The organism is Bacteroides sp. 1001136B_160425_E2, from assembly GCF_015559655.1.
GTDB lineage: Bacteria > Bacteroidota > Bacteroidia > Bacteroidales > Bacteroidaceae > Bacteroides > Bacteroides luhongzhouii.
On sequence record NZ_JADMQH010000003.1, the window covers coordinates 253,464 to 272,414 of the forward strand.

The 18,951-nt window shown below is 41.7% G+C and carries 15 protein-coding genes; 13 read left to right on the forward strand and 2 right to left on the reverse strand.

Going from position 1 to position 18,951, the window contains the following annotated elements; all coding sequences use genetic code 11:
• Positions 1-21: 21 nt before the first annotated feature.
• Positions 22-1,017 carry a tRNA dihydrouridine synthase DusB gene (gene dusB / locus I2I04_RS04235; RefSeq protein WP_143258891.1) on the reverse strand — a complete coding sequence of 332 codons (996 nt, stop codon included), beginning with the start codon at positions 1,015-1,017 and terminating at the stop codon, positions 22-24.
• Positions 1,018-1,141: 124 nt separating this feature from the next.
• Between dusB and I2I04_RS04240 the strand changes: the two genes are divergently transcribed.
• The 4 genes from I2I04_RS04240 to I2I04_RS04255 all read left to right on the forward strand — a co-directional run bounded on the left by I2I04_RS04240 (position 1,142) and on the right by I2I04_RS04255 (position 6,714).
• Positions 1,142-2,431 (forward strand): peptidase U32 family protein, encoded by a 1,290-nt coding sequence (locus tag I2I04_RS04240; protein ID WP_195654398.1) that lies wholly within the window; start codon positions 1,142-1,144, stop codon positions 2,429-2,431.
• 33 nt (positions 2,432-2,464) lie between these two features.
• Positions 2,465-2,866 carry an acyl-CoA thioesterase gene (locus I2I04_RS04245; RefSeq protein WP_143258893.1) on the forward strand — a complete coding sequence of 134 codons (402 nt, stop codon included), beginning with the start codon at positions 2,465-2,467 and terminating at the stop codon, positions 2,864-2,866.
• Positions 2,863-3,987, forward strand: coding sequence for a DNA-processing protein DprA (gene dprA / locus I2I04_RS04250; protein WP_195654399.1), 1,125 nt, complete (start codon positions 2,863-2,865; stop codon positions 3,985-3,987). Before I2I04_RS04245 ends, dprA begins: the two co-directional genes overlap by 4 nt.
• A 951-nt stretch (positions 3,988-4,938) precedes the next feature.
• On the forward strand, positions 4,939-6,714 hold the full coding sequence (locus tag I2I04_RS04255) for an oxaloacetate decarboxylase (RefSeq protein ID WP_195470439.1): 1,776 nt from the start codon (positions 4,939-4,941) through the stop codon (positions 6,712-6,714).
• A 151-nt stretch (positions 6,715-6,865) separates the two neighbouring features.
• Here the strand turns inward: I2I04_RS04255 and I2I04_RS04260 are convergent, their stop codons facing one another.
• Positions 6,866-7,261: a helix-turn-helix domain-containing protein gene (locus I2I04_RS04260; protein WP_008646709.1), complete on the reverse strand. Its 396-nt coding sequence runs from the start codon at positions 7,259-7,261 to the stop codon at positions 6,866-6,868.
• 350 nt (positions 7,262-7,611) lie between these two features.
• On the opposite strand from I2I04_RS04260, the gene I2I04_RS04265 reads away from it, so the two are divergent.
• The 9 genes from I2I04_RS04265 to I2I04_RS04305 all read left to right on the forward strand — a co-directional run bounded on the left by I2I04_RS04265 (position 7,612) and on the right by I2I04_RS04305 (position 18,936).
• The gene (locus I2I04_RS04265; RefSeq protein ID WP_008646708.1) at positions 7,612-8,472 is read left to right on the forward strand and encodes a hypothetical protein; all 861 of its coding nucleotides are present in this window, start codon (positions 7,612-7,614) and stop codon (positions 8,470-8,472) included.
• A 39-nt stretch (positions 8,473-8,511) separates the two neighbouring features.
• Entirely contained in the window at positions 8,512-9,774 is a 1,263-nt protein-coding gene (locus tag I2I04_RS04270; protein WP_008646707.1) for a DUF6175 family protein, read from the forward strand.
• Between the two features lie 11 nt (positions 9,775-9,785).
• Positions 9,786-11,663, forward strand: coding sequence for an LPP20 family lipoprotein (locus I2I04_RS04275; protein ID WP_195654400.1), 1,878 nt, complete (start codon positions 9,786-9,788; stop codon positions 11,661-11,663).
• 30 nt (positions 11,664-11,693) lie between these two features.
• A complete protein-coding gene (locus tag I2I04_RS04280) occupies positions 11,694-12,275 on the forward strand; it encodes an LPP20 family lipoprotein (protein ID WP_195654401.1) in 582 nt (193 codons plus the stop codon).
• A gap of 35 nt (positions 12,276-12,310) precedes the next feature.
• Positions 12,311-13,315 carry a hypothetical protein gene (locus I2I04_RS04285; protein WP_229067483.1) on the forward strand — a complete coding sequence of 335 codons (1,005 nt, stop codon included), beginning with the start codon at positions 12,311-12,313 and terminating at the stop codon, positions 13,313-13,315.
• 83 nt (positions 13,316-13,398) lie between these two features.
• Positions 13,399-14,910 carry a hypothetical protein gene (locus I2I04_RS04290; RefSeq protein ID WP_410489759.1) on the forward strand — a complete coding sequence of 504 codons (1,512 nt, stop codon included), beginning with the start codon at positions 13,399-13,401 and terminating at the stop codon, positions 14,908-14,910.
• Positions 14,911-15,009: 99 nt separating this feature from the next.
• The gene (locus I2I04_RS04295; RefSeq protein ID WP_195654403.1) at positions 15,010-16,296 is read left to right on the forward strand and encodes a hypothetical protein; all 1,287 of its coding nucleotides are present in this window, start codon (positions 15,010-15,012) and stop codon (positions 16,294-16,296) included.
• A gap of 351 nt (positions 16,297-16,647) precedes the next feature.
• Positions 16,648-17,925, forward strand: coding sequence for a DUF3575 domain-containing protein (locus tag I2I04_RS04300; protein WP_195654404.1), 1,278 nt, complete (start codon positions 16,648-16,650; stop codon positions 17,923-17,925).
• 9 nt (positions 17,926-17,934) lie between these two features.
• Complete coding sequence (locus tag I2I04_RS04305) at positions 17,935-18,936, forward strand: DUF5119 domain-containing protein (RefSeq protein WP_229126919.1); 1,002 nt, start codon at positions 17,935-17,937, stop codon at positions 18,934-18,936.
• Positions 18,937-18,951 lie beyond the last annotated feature (15 nt).

An 18,951-nucleotide genomic window follows, 5' to 3' on the forward strand; every position in this document is an offset into this window, starting at 1 on the left:
AATAGATATATAGGTGTTGATTTAAATTTCCGAATTTTCTTTGCGTTGGAAGATGATTTCTTCAAATATCCGGAAAAGCTCTTCTTTTGTTTCCGCCCGTAACATAGCAATACGTGTGTTGCGGAAGTTAGGGATTCCCTTGAATAGCGGGCTTGCGGCCAGATGACGGCGTACATGCAAAATTCCTCTACGCTCATCGAGCAGATTAACGCTGTCTACCACTTCCTGTCGGAGCACTTCCATACACCATTCAAAACTAAGTGGCGGCAATTCTTCACCTGTCTCTAAATAGTGTTTTATTTCCTTGAATATCCATGGACGACCGAAACTGGCGCGACCGATCATTACAGCATCTACTCCATAACGGTCGAAACACTCCTTACAGCGTTGAGGACTGGTCACGTCTCCATTGCCGATAATGGGAATATGCATTCTCGGATTATTCTTCACTTCGCCTATCAGTGTCCAATCCGCCTCTCCGGTATACATTTGTGCGCGGGTGCGGCCATGTATTGTCAATGCAGCAATGCCACAATCTTGCAACTGTTCCGCTAATTCCACAATCACTTTATTGTTTGCATCCCATCCCAAACGAGTCTTCACTGTTACAGGTATTTTCACCGCATCTACTACAGCACGGGTGATCTCCAGCATTTTGGGGATATTTTGTAGCATACCTGCTCCAGCACCTTTTCCAGCTACTCTTTTCACCGGACATCCGAAGTTAATATCCAGAATGTCAGGTTGTGCCTGCTCTACAATCTTGGCGGCTTCCACCATTGTCTCTGTATCTTTCCCGTATATCTGGATGGCGACAGGACGTTCTGCGTCACTGATACTTAGTTTTTGTGCAGTCTTGCTGACAGCACGTATCAGTGCGTCACTCGACACAAACTCGGTGTATACCATGTCTGCTCCGAATTTCTTGCACATCAGGCGGAAAGCCGGATCGGTTACGTCCTCCATCGGAGCAAGTAAGATGGGATATTTACCCAGATCTATTTGGCCTATCTTCATATATGAATCTGCTATTTACTGTTTATGATTGAAGTAACTTCTTGTTTTCGCTGCAAAAATACGGAAAAAAGCCTACCTTTGTACGCATTCATTTGCTTAACTGATACAAATAAGTATATATTCTATGAGTCTTAGTTTGAAAGATTTTGAAATAATGGCTCCTGTGGGTTCGCGCGAATCTCTTGCTGCGGCCATTCAGGCAGGTGCCGATTCTATCTATTTCGGTATAGAAAACCTAAATATGCGTGCCCGTTCGGCTAATACATTCACGATTGATGATTTGCGGGAAATAGCCCGTACGTGTGATGAACACGGGATGAAGAGTTACCTGACGGTCAACACGATTATCTATGATAAAGATATTCCTTTGATGCATACCATTGTCGATGCAGCCAAGGAAGCGGGAATTTCTGCAGTGATTGCAGCTGATGTGGCAGTGATGAATTATGCCCGTCAGATAGGGCAGGAGGTGCATCTTTCCACCCAGTTGAATATCTCCAATGCGGAGGCATTGAAATTCTATGCGCAATTTGCAGATGTGGTAGTATTGGCTCGTGAGTTGAACCTGGAACAGGTGGCCGAGATTTATCGTCAGATACAGGAAGAACGTATCTGTGGTCCGAGCGGCGAACAACTTCGTATCGAGATGTTCTGCCATGGTGCGCTTTGTATGGCAGTATCGGGTAAATGCTATCTCTCCTTGCATGAAATGAATCACTCGGCCAATCGTGGTGCTTGTATGCAGGTATGTCGTCGTTCTTACACGGTTCGTGATAAGGAAACGGATGTGGAATTGGATGTTGATAACGAATATATCATGTCGCCGAAAGACTTGAAGACCATCCATTTTATGAATAAAATGTTGGATGCCGGTGTACGTGTATTCAAGATTGAAGGCCGTGCCCGTGGCCCCGAATATGTACGTACGGTGGTTGAATGTTACAAAGAAGCGATCAAGGCTTATTTGGATGGAACATTCACCGATGAAAAGATTGCGGCTTGGGATGAACGCCTGAAAACCGTATTCAACCGTGGCTTCTGGGATGGATATTACTTGGGACAGCGTTTGGGCGAATGGACCAGGAATTATGGTTCTGCAGCTACAGAACGTAAGATTTATGTAGGTAAAGGTATCAAATATTTCTCTAATATCGGAGTTTCCGAATTTCTGGTAGAAGCTGCTGAAGTAAGTGTAGGCGATAAACTTCTCATTACAGGGCCGACTACCGGTGCTTTATTTATGACTTTGGAAGAAGCCCGCGTTGACTTGGAATCTGTGCAAACAGTGAAGAAGGGACAGCATTTCTCCATGAAATCGGATAAGATACGTCCCAGTGACAAGCTATATAAACTGGTATCGACCGAAGAATTGAAGAAGTTCAAAGGGCTCGATATTGAGCAGAAAAGGGGCTAACTGTTATTTCTCAACTTTTAATTCTCAATTTGAATGAACTATATCTATGAATTGGAAATGAAGGTTCGTGATTACGAATGCGACCTTCAAGGTATTGTCAATAATGCCAATTATCAGCACTATTTGGAGCATACTCGTCATGAGTTCCTGACTTCGGTGGGTGTCAGTTTTGCTGCACTTCATGAGCAGGGAGTCGATCCGGTAGTGGCACGCATTAGTATGGCATTCAAGACTCCATTGAAAAGCGGAGATGAGTTTGTCTCTAAACTCTATATGAAGAAGGAAGGTATCAAATATGTATTTTACCAGGATATTTTCCGTAAGAATGATAATAAAGTAGTAGTGAAATCCACTGTTGAGACGGTATGTGTGGTAAACGGACGTTTAAGTGACAGCGAATTGTTCGATAGCGTGTTTGCCCCTTATCTGAAATGAATAAATCTGAAGAAGAACAAATTTATAGTATTGCTCTGACAATGGTGCCCGGTATCGGGCACATAGGGGCAAAACATTTGATAGATGGAATAGGCAATGCCGTCGATGTCTTCCGTCTGCGCAAAGAAATACCGGAACGTATTCCAGAAGTAACTCAACGGGTGGTAGAGGCATTGGATTGTCCGCAAGCTGTGCTTCGTGCCGAACAGGAATATGAATTTATCCGGAAGAATCGAATTTCCTGTCTGACTTTTCATGATGAAGATTATCCTTCCCGTTTGCGGGAATGTGAAGATGCCCCTGTTGTTCTTTTCTTCAAAGGAAATACCGATCTAAATTCCCTTCATATTCTGAATATGGTAGGAACCCGTAATGCTACTGATTATGGGACACAAATCTGCGCCTCTTTTCTGCGGGATCTGAAAGCTCTTTGTCCTGATGTGCTTGTAGTTAGCGGCCTTGCTTATGGAATCGATATTCATGCGCATCGTGAAGCTTTGGCCAATGGATTACCTACAGTAGGTGTTTTAGCTCATGGGCTGGATCGTATTTATCCTCATGTCCATCGGAAAACAGCTGTTGACATGCTTGAAAAAGGGGGATTACTGACCGAATTTCTGTCCGGAACGAATCCCGATCGTCATAACTTTATCAGCCGAAACCGAATTGTTGCCGGTATGTGTGATGCTACCATTGTCATTGAGTCAGCAGAAAAGGGAGGTTCATTGATTACAGCCGAACTTGCTGAAGGTTATCATCGGGATTGTTTCGCTTTCCCCGGTCGCACGAGTGATGAATATTCAAAAGGATGCAATCGGTTGATTAGGGATAATAAAGCATCCCTGTTATTATCTGCTGAAGATTTTGTGCAGGCTATGGGCTGGAATATGCAGACGACTCTTTCAGAAAAGGTAAGTGTGCAACGTAGTCTTTTTATCGAATTGTCTGAAGAGGAGCAAAAAATAGTCGCTGTTTTGGAGAAACTGGGAAATCTGCAAATCAATTCTCTTGTGGTAGAAGCAGATATTCCCGTAAATAAGATGACTGCCCTACTGTTCGAACTGGAGATGAAAGGGGTGATTCGTGTATTGGCAGGAGGAATGTACCAATTATTGAATTAACTCACATGAACTAATCTCACATATGGACATAAAAAAAGGAGCAACGCCTTGCTCCAACCTTTGTTAACCTTAAATCTAATACTATGAAAAAAATCACATGGCAAATGTAAGCGTTCAACTTATTTTTTCCAAATAATTCTGTTGTATTTGCTTCTCTTTTAATTTCTTTCACTGATTTTCACTGTTATCGGACACGACGCACTTCTAATGGATAAAGTTTGGCACTTTCATGGTAAGTAATGGAAAGAAATGCAAGCTTTCTTGAATATGTTTCATTGTATTTCGAAGGGCTCGTGAAATAAGACTTAAAATAAGTGTTTTGTTGGTTTAAAAGGAACGCCCCGTTGGTTTAAAACCAAGGCATCGTTTCTTTAAAACCAACGAGGTGTTCCTTTTAAAGGAAAATGTGTACTTGTATGTTGCTGTGTATTTGCGCTTTACAATTTACGATTTTAGTTTCTCACTTACCAGAGTAATAACAATAAAAAAATGATGAAATCTTTATTTTAATGATTCAGTCAATATTGCATCTTATATTAATTATTGTAATAGTAACTTTGAGTATAATAAAGCCCTTGACAAGTGGATTATGCCTGATGGTTATCTTGGTTTGTTTATACCTAATGATGATTTTGAGAAGCGATTTGCATTTGTACAAACTTTGGTATAAATAAACTTTCTGGTATAGCTTCAAAAGCCATTAAATGTCAATGAATAAAGTTGATGAAATATTTACGATCTTAAAGGAATAATATATGTACGAACATAAAACAATTTGATTTGTTATTTATAGTAAATGGATATATGTAGAGGAGGTTATCTTGCATTATGATATTAAACATCTCTTTGAATCTGTTTTTTAAGGTGATTATTTGACTATATGTCAGTTTAAACCTTTATATTTGTATATGTGAAGTTAACCGAAGAAAAAATCACTTATTATTGGCTATGATGAAAAAGGAAATTAAATTCAGTCTTGTTTATCGGGATATGTGGCAATCTTCCGGTAAATATCAACCTCGGGTTGATCAGCTTGTCCGTATTGCTCCTTTGATTATTGAGATGGGTTGTTTTGCCAGAGTTGAAACAAACGGCGGTGCTTTTGAGCAAGTGAATCTGTTGTACGGCGAAAATCCTAATAAGGCCGTCCGTGCTTTTACCGCACCTTTTAAAGAAGCGGGTATTCAAACGCATATGCTTGATCGCGGATTGAATGCGTTGCGCATGTACCCGGTTCCGGCAGATGTGCGTAAACTGATGTATAAAGTCAAGCATGCGCAAGGAGTGGACATCACACGTATCTTCTGTGGGCTGAATGAAACGAGAAATATCATTCCTTCCATTAAATATGCTTTGGAAGCAGGTATGATTCCGCAGGCAACTCTTTGTATCACCTATTCTCCGGTGCATACCGTTGAATATTATGCTCGAATTGCCGATCAGCTGGTTGAGGCTGGTGCACCTGAAATTTGTTTGAAAGATATGGCAGGTATTGGTCGCCCGGGTATGTTGGGGCAACTGGTCAGGACCATCAAGGAAAAACATCCGGATGTATTGATACAATATCATGGTCATAGTGGGCCGGGATTGTCTATGGCATCCATCCTCGAGGTTTGCGAGAATGGTGCGGATATTATTGATGTGGCTATGGAACCCATGTCTTGGGGTAAAGTGCATCCGGACGTGATCTCGGTACAGGCAATGTTGAAAGATTTAGGTTTTCAGGTTCCGGATATTAATATGAAAGCATATATGAAGGCTCGTGCGATGACGCAGGAATTCATAGATGATTTTCTGGGTTACTTCATGGATCCTACCAACAAATATATGTCTTCACTTCTATTGAAATGTGGTTTGCCGGGTGGTATGATGGGGTCTATGATGGCAGACTTGAAGGGGGTGCATTCCGGTATCAATATGATATTAAAGAGTAAGAACGAACCTGAACTTAGTCTTGACGATTTGCTGGTAATGCTTTTCGACGAAGTGGAATATGTGTGGCCTAAGTTGGGTTATCCTCCTTTGGTGACTCCTTTCAGTCAGTACGTGAAGAATGTTGCATTGATGAATCTTATGCAGTTGGTAAAAGGGGAGGAACGCTGGACAATGATAGATAATCATACCTGGGATATGATTTTGGGTAAGAGTGGGCGTCTTCCGGGTAAACTTGCTCCGGAGATTGTAGAACTGGCGAATTCTAAAGGATATGAGTTTGTCGATACTGATCCGCAGCTGAATTATCCGGATGCTTTGGATGAATACCGTAAGGAAATGGATGAGAATGGCTGGGAATATGGGGAAGATGATGAAGAGCTTTTCGAACTGGCCATGCACGATCGGCAGTATCGTGATTATAAGTCGGGTGTTGCCAAGAAACGTTTCGAGGATGATTTGCAACGCGCCAAGGATGCGGCTATGGCCAAGAGCGGCTATTCGGAAGAAGATATCAAGAAGTTGAAGCGTGCCAAGGCAGATCCTGTCATTGCTCCCGATAATGGGCAGGTACTTTGGGAGGTTTCTGTAGAGGGGCCATCTATTGCGCCCTTCATCGGACGCAAATATCAGCATGACGAAGTCTTCTGTTATCTTTCTACTCCGTGGGGGGAATATGAAAAGATTCTGACCGGATTTACCGGACGTGTGGTGGAGATATGTGCACAACAAGGTGCTAATGTGCGTAAAGGGGACGTAATCGGTTATATTCTACGGAGTGATATTTTTGCGTAAGCCTCTTATAGGAGTCAGGATCTAGGCTATCTGATAAAGAAGTCAGGCTGTAATCTTTTAATTAATAGATGCACAGAAAATCGATGGATAATCGGTGATCTGTGCATCTTTATTATGGTTATCTTAATGGAATTATTCTATGTGTATGTTACTATATCAGCACTTTATTCTCTAAAAGTTCTATGCGTTTGCACAATATCTCGATAAACCGGCTGTTTGCCTTGATTAGTTCACGGAGATCCTCTGCAGCTTCGATACGGACAGTGCTACAATCTTTAGCGACTCCGATATTTGTCCCGATTGTACCCGTATTATTGACATACACATTTCCATCTATTTTATTAAATAGCTCCAATGCAGACATATTTAGCACTTCTGCTATTTTGTTCAGCCTTGTTAATGTGAGGTCGGTTTCACCATACTCAATCTTACAATAGGCACTTGTTGACAGGTTCAACTTTTCTCCCATTTGTTCTTGAGTAAGATTCTTTTCCATGCGAAGCATTTGCAGCCGATGTCCTACTATCTTTTTTAAATCCGTTTCCATGTATATTGTTGTTGGGAAGCAATTTTTTATTCGACAAATGTAACAATTTTAGCGGATATAACAAATGCTATTTTATACTTATTCGAGGGAACTGAAGAAAATAGAATGATACAAAGGTTTTGAATGAGAGAATAATACTTCATTTTATTGTACATACTGCAATATTCCCTCTTCTATTTTCCTTTCTCGTTGATATTTGGATAGTACTATGCGTTTAACGGATAGTTGTGGTAAATATTGTGTATACAATTGACCTTGATGTGTGCTTAACTTTGCAACCGGAGAAACACATAATGATTCTTAACACTTAAAAAACAAACATTGCATTAATAATAAAAGAAAAAACAAACATGAAAAAGATTTTACTATTGTTCTCAATCTGCTTAATTTCGATGTTAGGTTATGCACAAACTAATGAAGATGGAAAAGAAAGCGTTTACATTGATTATTTTTCCCGTCCTGGCAGTATCAGCAACATTTTAGCAGAAGCTTTGCGTAATAAAATTATTGAAGGTATTCAAGAAATGAATCGTGTCGTGTTGATTGACGTTGATTCTAATGAGGCATTGAAAGCCGAAGCCAGGCGGCGTCAGGAAACTTCTGCTATGGGAGATGTTGTCGCCAGAAGTGAGGCTATGACGACGTTGGGAGCTAAATATTTGATTCAGGGGAATATTACAAGTATGCAGGGCATTAAAAAAACGGACAGTAAAGGAAAGCCTTATTATAAAGGAAGTGTTTCTTACACATTAAAGATTGTGGATCCTTCTAACGGTACGCTCAAAGGTACCCAGGCCTTCTCTCATGAAGGGTTGACCGGAAGCATAGGAGATACTCCTGAAGAAGCAATCCTTAAAACATTGGATTATGCCAAAATAAGCATGGACGACTTTGTTAACGAGAATTTTAAGATACAAGGTACGATTGTACAAGTGGAAAGCACAAAGAAAGATAAGGCACAAACTGTATACGTTGATCTTGGAACAAAAAGAGGTATACAGAAAGGACAGAAGTTTACCGTTTACATAGAGATGGACATTGCCGGTGAATTGTCATTGAAAGAAGTCGGCCGCTTAAACGTGAAAGAAGTGTTGAGCGGGGCACGTTCTTTGTGTAGTGTCAGTAAAGGTGGGGAAGAGATAATGAGAGCCACCAAGGAAGAAAAGAAGTTGATTATCATTTCGAGGAAAGATACCTTTTTATCACTATAATGAATTTCAATTATCAACTTCTCTCCTAGCAAAAGAAAAATGAAACTACGAATACTACTTTTGGGCCTGCTGGCGACATATACTATTCATCTCACAGCACAGGAGCTATACTCCAATGACCTGTTTTGCGTGAAAGCAGATGATAACTTAGCCGTTATCACAGCCTCCGGAATAGCAGAAAAGAAGAAAGATGTATATTCTATGGCATTGAAGTCGATTTTCAATGCTATCTTCTTGAATGGTATTGACGGAGTAGAAAACGGTCGGCCGCTGGTTGGGAAAGAGGACTCTTACTATATGAACCAGTTTTTCAGTTCACGCTATATGCTCTTTGTGAAAAACTATGAGACGGTCGGAGAACCGGTGCGGCAACCTTCCAGACTTTATAAGGGTACGGTTACGGCCCAAATTTTATTGGGTGCGCTTAAAAAGGATTTGATACGGAACAAATTGATGACAAAGCCCGTGGAGGAGATGTCGATGGAAGAAACCCGGCAACAGGTTGCTCTGCCAACTATTATGGTGGTTCCTTATAAAAGTAATGACCGGAGTTCGTATGCCGGTATCCTGAAAAATGATTTTGATCTTCGTGTAGCGGTAAGTACGGTAAAAGAAGGATTCGTCAAACTTGGTGTGAAGACGGTAGCTGCCGAAGGAAAACAGGCAGGTACTCTGCGTGCTTCTGAATGGGAGAGTAAGAATGCTGATTCCAATGATAAACAGTTGTTGATGAATTCGGGAGCAGATGTATATGTGATTGTTGATTTGCGGAAAGACATATCGGCAGCTGCAGGCAGTAGAGTCTCGTTGATTATGACTGCTCGTGAGACTGCCACCGGAATTGATTTAGCCAGCCGGAAAAGCTGGACGAACCGCTTTAGGACAACAGATGTGGACAAACTATGTGCGTATGCGGCACAGGATGTTTTGGATGGTTTTCTGAAAGACATTTCAAAGGAGTTTGCCCGGAGAGTCCAACAGGGAAATACGATAGTTCTTCGGGTCAGTCTTGCTGATAATGCTGTCAACACGATGAACAGCCGGATAAACGGGAGCACTACTCTTTCAGCGTATATACGTAACTGGGTGAGGAAGAATGCCCAGGGAGGACGTTATCATATTCAAGGTGCTGTGGATGATAGTTTGATTTTTGATTCGGTTCAGATTCCGGCAAAAGATGGCGACGGTTTGCCGATGGACTGCATCACGTTTGCGGACAATCTGGTTAATTATCTGACTGACTCCGGAATAGATAGTGAACATAGAGTGGATGGCAGTACAATTTATTTGACTATTCAATAGATAAGTAGCGTATGAAACATTGGCTTTTATTTATCCTTGCGGTCTCATTGCTTTGTTTTCCATTATCCGGACAACAAACAGACCGTCCCGATTGGGTCAGACAGCATCCGGCAGATGGCTTGAGTTACAGTGGGATAGGGATGGCAAAAACTTCGGAAGAAGATTATCTGCAAAAGGCAAAGCAAAATGCTTTGTCCGATCTTGTTTCCGCGATTCAGGTAGAGGTAGCCACCCGTTCTTTGCTGAATACTTTGGAAGATGACGGGCATTTAAAACAAACATTTGTCGAGACTATTCGTATGGAAGCCAGGGCGGAAATAGAGAACTTCCGTTTGGTGGACTCCTGGCAGGGGGACAATGAGTATTGGGTCTACTATGAACTGAACAAGGATGACTATGAGGCTTTTATGGAAGCGCGTCGCCAGAAAGCAATTCGTAATGGTTTTGATTTCTGGTATAAGGGACACGTGACTTTGCAACAAGGGAATTTGATAACTGCCATAGAGTTATTTTCGAATGGAATGGATGCTATCCGTCCGGTTCTTAATCAGGAACTATTCTGTTCTTACGAAGGAAAAACGATCAATCTGGCGACTGAATTATATGCGGCTTTGGCAGGAGTATTCGATGGAATAACGATTGTGCTGAATCCGGCAACAGTTTCAGCTACGCCGTTTCAAGGTATAAGGGAGCCTATTGCTATAGGTGTTTACCGTAATGGAAATCCGTTGAGGAATATCCGGTTGAAAGCCGAGTTTGTTTCCGGGTCGGGAGATTTGTCCTCAATGTCTCCTACCGATGAGTCGGGAGTTGCCGCTCTTTATGTGCGTAATATTACTTCTAAACAAATGCAGCAGGAAATCGGGATTTCATTAATTGATGATGTGTTCAGGTTGTTCCGGAAGGGAAGTTATGCAGCTCTATTCAAACAGATGCTTTCTTCTCTTCCCGGGGCGACATTGACTGTCAACATGGCGCAGACACAGCCTTCTGCCTATGTCAGAAGTGTACAGAGCGATATGGATATGGTGGAGCGAACTGTAAAGAGCCTGCTGAACAATAATTTTTTCAATGTAGTGACATCCCCTTCTGAAGCGGACATCATCGTTACATTGGATAATAAGTGTCGTAAAGGCAATACTGTTCCGGGTGAATTATACAGTTTTATTGAATTCTTTTCTACGTTGGGGATTAAAATAGAGAATAACCGGACGGGACAAACCATGTTGAGTTATTCTATCAATAATGAACGGACATTGGTACCTGAAAATAAATCAGCTTCCCAAGGTAAGAATATGGCGGCGCGTGAATTGATAAAACGGCTGAACCGGGAGTTTGTCCGCGAACTGAAGAAAGTGACATTCGACAGAACCGGAGTGATTCCGGAAAGACAGCACGTGGAACCGGATCTTCCTGTTCCGGTAGTTGACCGTCCGCTGCCGGAAAAGAACCCCGAACCTTCCGTATCTGTTCCTGGCGTGGTCCCCGAAGTTACTCCTTCTCCTGTTGTTCCGGTGCAGACCCCGGAGCCAAAGCCGCAGAAAATAATGCGGGTAGAGTGGTTTGATGGTGTCTTTGTCGAATTTGGCAAACTTACGACGATGGGAGATAAATCGAGGATACACCTTAAGGTTATCAATACGAATACGGATGATTGTGAAGTGGATCTTTATCATATGAATCTGACAGTTGTAAACGAGAAAGGGGAGGAAAAACCGGTTACTAATCTCAAACTGGGGGCTAAATCCAATAACTACAGAGTCACTGCTCTTATTGTGCCTGATCTGCCTACTGAAATGGTCGTTGAAGTAGGTAAGCTGCAATCTGTGGCACTCTTTCAACTGAAAGATTTCAAGAATAATATAGTTAAGTTGAGAGATCTGAAATGAATTTTATATTAACATTAAAAATGAATGGAAATGAAAAGAATTAATTTATTGGGAGCTTCATTGTTCACTATCGCTGTTATGGCAAGTTGTGGCAGTTCGAAACCTGCAATGCAACCAGTGCAACAACCAGCAGTCCAGCAGGATGTCGAGATTAATGTTCCTTGTTCGGGACCGGAGTTTCAAACAAATAAGGAGTATTTCAGAGCTAGTTCGATGGGGCTTTCTACAGATATGTCTATTGCCAAGAAAAAAGCGATGACAGAGGCTCGGGCTGAAATCGCTACTGCTATCAGCGCGAAAGTGAAGTCGGTAACTGACAGTTACGCTTCTTCATATCAGCAGGGTGAGAACGATGAAAGTAAAAGTCGTTATCAATCGCTGACCCGTACGGTAGTGGAACAGGAATTGAGCGGTACACGTGTCATTTGCGAGAAAACAATGAAAACCCCTGATGGAAAGTATAAGGTATATGTATCTTTGGAACTGGCGGGACAGGAAATCATGGATGCTATGGCAAACCGTATCAAGAACGATGAGAAATTGCGCATTGACTTTGAATATGAAAAGTTCAAGAAAGTGTTTGAAGAAGAAATGAGCAAGAATGCCCAGTAAATAACTTGACTGCCCGGTCATCAAAATACTGAATAATGAAATGTGATTTATCGGACATAAAGCATAGCCGGGTAGTTCTTTTTGCATTCCTGCTGCCTTTACTTCTGAGCAATGAGGTATTCTCACAAATAATGCCGGTTGATACGGTCTATAACCAGTCTTATGATTGGGTGTCAGGGCAGCGGGAAACTTTGCCGGGGTGGGTGTTTGCTTCCCGGCGGCAAGGCCGGGTAATCGGAGTGTCTGATCCTTGTATGAAACCTGAGGCGGCAAGGATGCTGGCTTTGCAAAGAGCGGCCTATCTGTATTCATTACAGCAGGGGGTACAATTGAAACTTCTCTCGGACATTTTTTCAACTATGGAGATAGCCAGTAACACGTATGAAGACCAAAGAAATAAAATACTTGCTTTAGGAGTGATTGAACAACCGCTTCAGCATGCATCCTACCGGATTGAGAATGAATACACGTCTATATTCGGAGAGAAATTTCTGGAGGTATCTTTTACGCAGTCGGATGATAGTTGCGACTTGGCTTATTATTCCACGAGCGAACTGATGTTTCTGTTTACGAAAGAAAGAGTAGAGGAAGAAGAAGTGAGATTTAATTTATTGCTGGAATCCGATAGCCGTGTGGAGCAATCGTTTCAATCATGGTTTCAACTTAAAGGCACGCTGGCATCCCCCCAACTGTTTTCATGTATTAACGGGGTTAAAATTTCTCCTTCGCAAAAGGGATATTGGTATGAAGACGTCGCTTTCGGAAGTCAGAACAGAACGGATATGATAGAACTGAAAAATGCTTTCTGGAATGCCTATATGACTTCTTTTGTAAAAGCCTTGTTATTATATCCGTTTTCTGATGTAAATGTCAAGCAAGTGGATGATTGTTTCAATGGTAGCAATAGTGCCAGTCGTGGGTTATACCGGGAGAAAGTTGTCGCAGTTTTGTCCATTTTTCCTTTTATCAAAGAGATACGGAATAATAAATTGTGTGTGGATTGGCAAATAACAGAACAACAAAATATAACAAGGAAATGAGGAAAATGATGAAACGGACATTATTTATAATTGTCTTATCGTTATGTCTACCGTTCAATCTTTTCGCGCAGATTGATAAAGATATGAAGGAGTTTGATGACTTCGTGAAGCAGCAACAGAAAGAATTCGACGATTTTGTGAGTGAGCAGAATAAGGAGTTTGCCAAATTTCTGAAAGAGACTTGGAAGGAGTATGATTTGCAGAAACCGGTGAAGCGTCCTCAAAGACCGGAGCCCGTGAAGCCGGTCAGCTTTGATCGTAAAAAAACGGCAGCAAAACCGCAGGAGATTAAAATCGGGGAAGTTACTCGACTTCCCATTCCGGTAGTGGCACCAAGTGCTACCTTTTCGCCTTCTTTGGGGAAAACACCGGTTCCGGCTATACCGGGAGGCAAAGATTCTACGGTGGGATCAGAAAAGAATTCTGCCGTAAAACCGGTAAAGAATTCTGCTGCGAAGCCTGCAATCAAATCAGACGTACAACCGGATGTGACTACTCCGGCAAAACGTTCGTCTTCCGGTATGGAGTTCTCATTTTACAGTGAGAACTGCGTTGTTAGTGCGTCATTGAGAAACCGGCTCACCTTGAAAGGTATTGCAGAAAAAGATATTTCTGCCGGATGGGAGACTTTATCACGCAGTAATTATCAGCCTTTGATAGATGACTGTCTGACCATCAAAAAAGAAAATTCCCTGAATGACTACGGCTACCTGTTGCTGACCAGGAAAGTTGCCGCGGAGTTATGTGGAAGTGTCCACTCGGATGAAATAGCTCTTATGCAGATGTTTATTCTTTCTCAATCGGGATATAGGGTAAAAGTGGCGCGTATGGATAACCGTCTTACTTTGTTCTATGCTTCGGACAATATGATTTACGCTACTTGTTTCATCACCTTGAATGGGGTAACCTATTACAGGTTTGATACTTCTCCCAATAAAACCAATTCCATTTATACCTATAACCGTGATTTTGCCAACGCGAAGAACACGGTAAATATGAATATCGATGCTCCTCAAATGTTTTCAGGCACTTATGTGACGAAGGTGTTACAAGCGAAAGCTTATCCTTCCGTTAAAGTCAGTTCGAAAGTCAATTCAGGGCTTGTTGCTTTTTATAAAGACTATCCGCAATGTGATTTTTCCGTCTATGTGGGGGCTCCCGTAAGCCAGGAAGTACAACAGACGGTGCTTCCGCCATTGAAAGCTGTCATAGAAGGGAAAAAACAATCGGAAGCTGCCAATATGTTGATTAATTTTGTACAGACGGCCTTTGACTATAAGACAGATGGCGACCAGTTCGGTTATGAAAAGCCTTTCTTTGTAGACGAGCTGTTTTATTATCCTTATTCCGATTGTGAAGATCGTGCGGTATTGTATTCTTATCTGGTTCGCACGCTTATGGGACTTGATGTTGTATTGCTGGAGTATCCGAACCACATGGCAACGGCAGTCTGTTTTGATGAAAACATTGACGGAGACTATGTTACTGTGGGCGGAAAAAAATATATTATTTGTGATCCTACTTATATCGGGGCCTCTATCGGCCTTGCCATGTCGCAATTTAAGAATGTGGCTGCCAAAGTGTTGAGGTATTAATGTCTCTTGATTATAAAAACAATAGAATAATAACATTTTAACTAACAGAATCGGTTCGTTATTATAACTGCTGGTTCGCATTATTAATTTTATCACATTATGAAGAATATTAAAAAGTATTTGTTGGGCATTGTAATGATGGTTGTTTCTATGACCGCATTTGCTCAAGAGGATGCCTTTAGTGGAGATTGGCAAGGGGCAAATAAGGAAGGTGATTTAAAGGTTGCGTTAACATTGAATTGTGATGGTAACTGGCAGTTGAATCCTTATAATGAGAATGCCAGATGTAATGGCTTTATGGAGGTGAATATGGTGGAACCCAGCGGCAGAGAGTCTTTGTTGGCAACCTACGAGTTCTATGTCGAGGATATGAACGGAAATGAAGTGACTCTTTCTTTTGTGGGCGGACGTCCGGAGGTCGATGCCGGTATTTCCGGTCAATGCAAAATCGTTTATAAGGATGATAAATTGTCATTTGCCGGACTTGACAAAGGTGGAAAAGATGCTGCGTTTAATGGATTGAAGCTTGTAAAAAGCGGCAGCGGAGCCGATGCTATAGCTGATGCCGCTGCAGATGACGGAGTTCCTTTGGGAGTCAAGATATTGACAGTTCTCCAAATCATTCTGTATGGTGCTGTCGTTTTATTTATTGTGGGACATATGGCTTTCGTATGGTATAAGGGAGCCCGCTATAAAGAGGTTTTCACGGTAGAAGGTATGTTGAATAAACGTATTGCGGCCGGAATGCCGGAGAAGATGACGGATGAAGAGATAACGGACGCATGGAGGCTGATGGATGAGGCATTCGCTACTTGGACTGTGATTGAAAAAACAGGTGATGATGAATTCAGAAAGCCGACAAAGATGAAACAGATTAAGAGATCTGCTCTTTTGATTGATCAGGTTATCGCGATGTGTCCTACTGATGCCGATGTTATAGAGCGCTTAAATTCACTGACTGATGTGATTAATAGTGGTGAAGAACGTCATTTCGATGGTTCTAAAAAATTAATCTGGCTGGGTGTCATTGTGGGCATTTTGATGTATTGGATGATGGGAATCGGTATGATGTTCTCCACTTTAATAGCTACCGGTTTGTATATTGTAGCAAGTAGGACACCTCAGTTCCTGATCGATAAGCGGGCACTGCGTGGTGGTGGAAACATTCATAATGGCATTTTTGCCGGAGTATTTGGTTTATTGGCAGGAGCGCAGACAGTGCGGACAATATACAAATTTAATGATGGTCATAAGGAATATTCTGATGATCATTCACAACACTGGATTGCTCTGGCGATTGGTCTCGTAGTTTTATTTATATTGGCTATGATGATGGCATTTTGGGCGCTTCTGAACTATTTACGTAATTATGTTCTATACTTTTAACGGATAAAACTAGTAAGTTTGTTAGTGGCAGAATTGTAAGTAGTCCATCTGTCTTTTTATTCGAGCATTTTGTATTGTCCATCGTAAGGCGGTGGATTTGCTAGTCGGTGGTTTGACCGATACGATGGCGGAGGATATGGAGGATGGAAGAGGTAGTGACGGATGCACAGGACATCGGCTTATAGTCGGTAGCCTGTGCATCTTTTTTTGTTTATGGCGGACTTTGACTCTCCCAAACTTGCAAAATCGTTGCAATCGTTTCACAGAACCTTTCATGTCTTGATTTTTGTTCTAAAAGTATGATTCGAATTGTTTTCTAACTTTTATATTTGTCATCAGAAACGAACGACAATGAAACATGGTATCTATATATTGGCTATTCTTATGGCTTTATTAAGCCTTCCAGAAAGTGGGTATGCTTCGATTCCATTTTTCGCTGTTGCGAATGACACGATCCAACGGGTTGTGATACATTTTGATGCGAATGAAACGAGAGTGAATCCTAATTATAAAAGTAATAATCAGGTGATTGCGACTTTGGATTCTTTGTTTTTCGGGCATCTGAATACGAAATATATAAATGCGCTGAATGTGGAAACTTTTGTTTCTCCTGATGGTGACGAGTCTTATAATAGAAGTTTGATTGCCCGGAGAAATGATTCGATAAAGGAATTCTTGCAACGGTATAATTCGGATATTGGTGTTGATAAGATTCATTTTTTTTCAGAGGGAGAGAGTTGGTCGGAGTTTCGTAAGTTGGTGGCATCCGACTCCAACTTACCAGATCGGGAAGAAGTGCTGATATTGATTGATTATCATAAGAATGATGTCAATAAACGGAAGCAACTATTGCGAAAATTGAATCGGGGAATTGCTTACCGATACATTGTTCACAATATCTTTCCAGAACTGCGGAGATCGGTTATTACGATTGTCGGAGAAACTTCGAAATTAGGTAAAGAGGCTTTTGAACCGGTATCTTCTGTCTCCGGGTTGTTTGTTTCAAATCAGGAAGAGGCGCTTCCGAAAGATCAACCTGATAAGCCTGTGGGAGAAAGTGAAGAAAAACAGGCCTGTGAGGTCGATATATCGGAGGCAGAAGGGCCGGTGAAAAGCCAAACTGTACTTGCAGTGAAGAATAATCTGTTATATGATTTGGCATTGGCGCCAAATATAGAAGTGGAAATTCCGATAGGCGAGAGGTGGTCTTTGAATACTGAATATAAATGTCCATGGTGGCTGAATAGCAAACATGATTTCTGCTATCAACTCCTTTCGGGAGGGATGGAAGGACGTTGCTGGCTGGGAAACCGTCAGAAACGTAACCGATTGACCGGACATTTTATCGGACTTTATGCTGAAGGCGGGATATATGACTTCCAGCTGCGTGGAGACGGCTATCAAGGTAAGTATTACGGAGCTGCGGGAGTGACTTATGGATATGCACGGCAATTGGCACGGCATTTTTCCCTTGAATTCAGTCTTGGCATAGGGTATTTGACAACAGAATATAAAAAATATACTCCTTATGAGGGGGATATTGTATGGACAAATAGTGGGCGTTATAACTTTATTGGTCCTACCAAGGCGAAAGTTTCTTTGGTATGGTTGATAACAACGAAGAGATAGGAGGGCGTCATGCGAAATACAAGATACGGGTTTCTTGTGCTTTTGTCCTCGCTGCTGATGCTAACTGGATGTAGTCGTCGCGATATATTGGATGATTATCCCGTAAGTGGGGTAGATATAAAGCTGGATTGGGATGGAGTGACAGATCAACTGCCGGAGGGAGTTCGGGTGATTTTTTATCCGAAGAACGGAGATGGCAGGAAAGTAGATAAATACCTTTCGGTACGAGGTGGAGAAATGAAAGTTCCTCCGGGACGGTATTCGGTAGTAGTCTACAATTATAACACGGAATCTATACGAATCAGCGGCGAAGAGTCCTATGAAACGATAGAAGCCTATACGGGAAACTGCAATGGTTTAGGGATTGAAGGAACGGAAAAGATGGTTTGGTCACCGGATTCATTGTATGTGTTGAATATCGATGAGCTGAAAATAGAGAAGAGTGAAGAAGTGCTTCGCTTAGACTGGAAGTTGGAATCTGTGGTGAAGAAATATTCTTTTGCAGTAGAGGCTAAAGGCTTGGAGTATGTTGCAACAGTGGTAGGAAGCATTGATGGATTATCCGATTGTTACTGTATAGGCAAAGGTCGTGGAGTGTGTAGCTCACAACCTATCTACTTTGAGGTAAAGAAGGGAGACAATAAGGTAACGGCATCTTTCACTGCTTTCAAACAAGTAAAGGATATGACAATGCCGACGCGAATGTCAACATCAGAGAGAGAGACTTTTAGTGAGAAAGGTACTATAATATTAATATTGAAATTTATCAAAACAGATAATACAGTTCAGGAAGCAACAATTGATGTTACTGAAATAATAGGTACACTTGAAAATGCTGGAACAGGGGAAGATGGAAAACCAACCCCACCACCGGAGATTGAGTTACCGCCTGATGATAAGATTGAAGTTGATAAGCCGGAAACACCACCGAATCCTGATGGAGGTGGAGGAATGGGCGGCAATGTTGATGGATGGGGACCCGAAGATAATGTTGAGCTACCCGTGAATTAAATAAATGCTATAAAC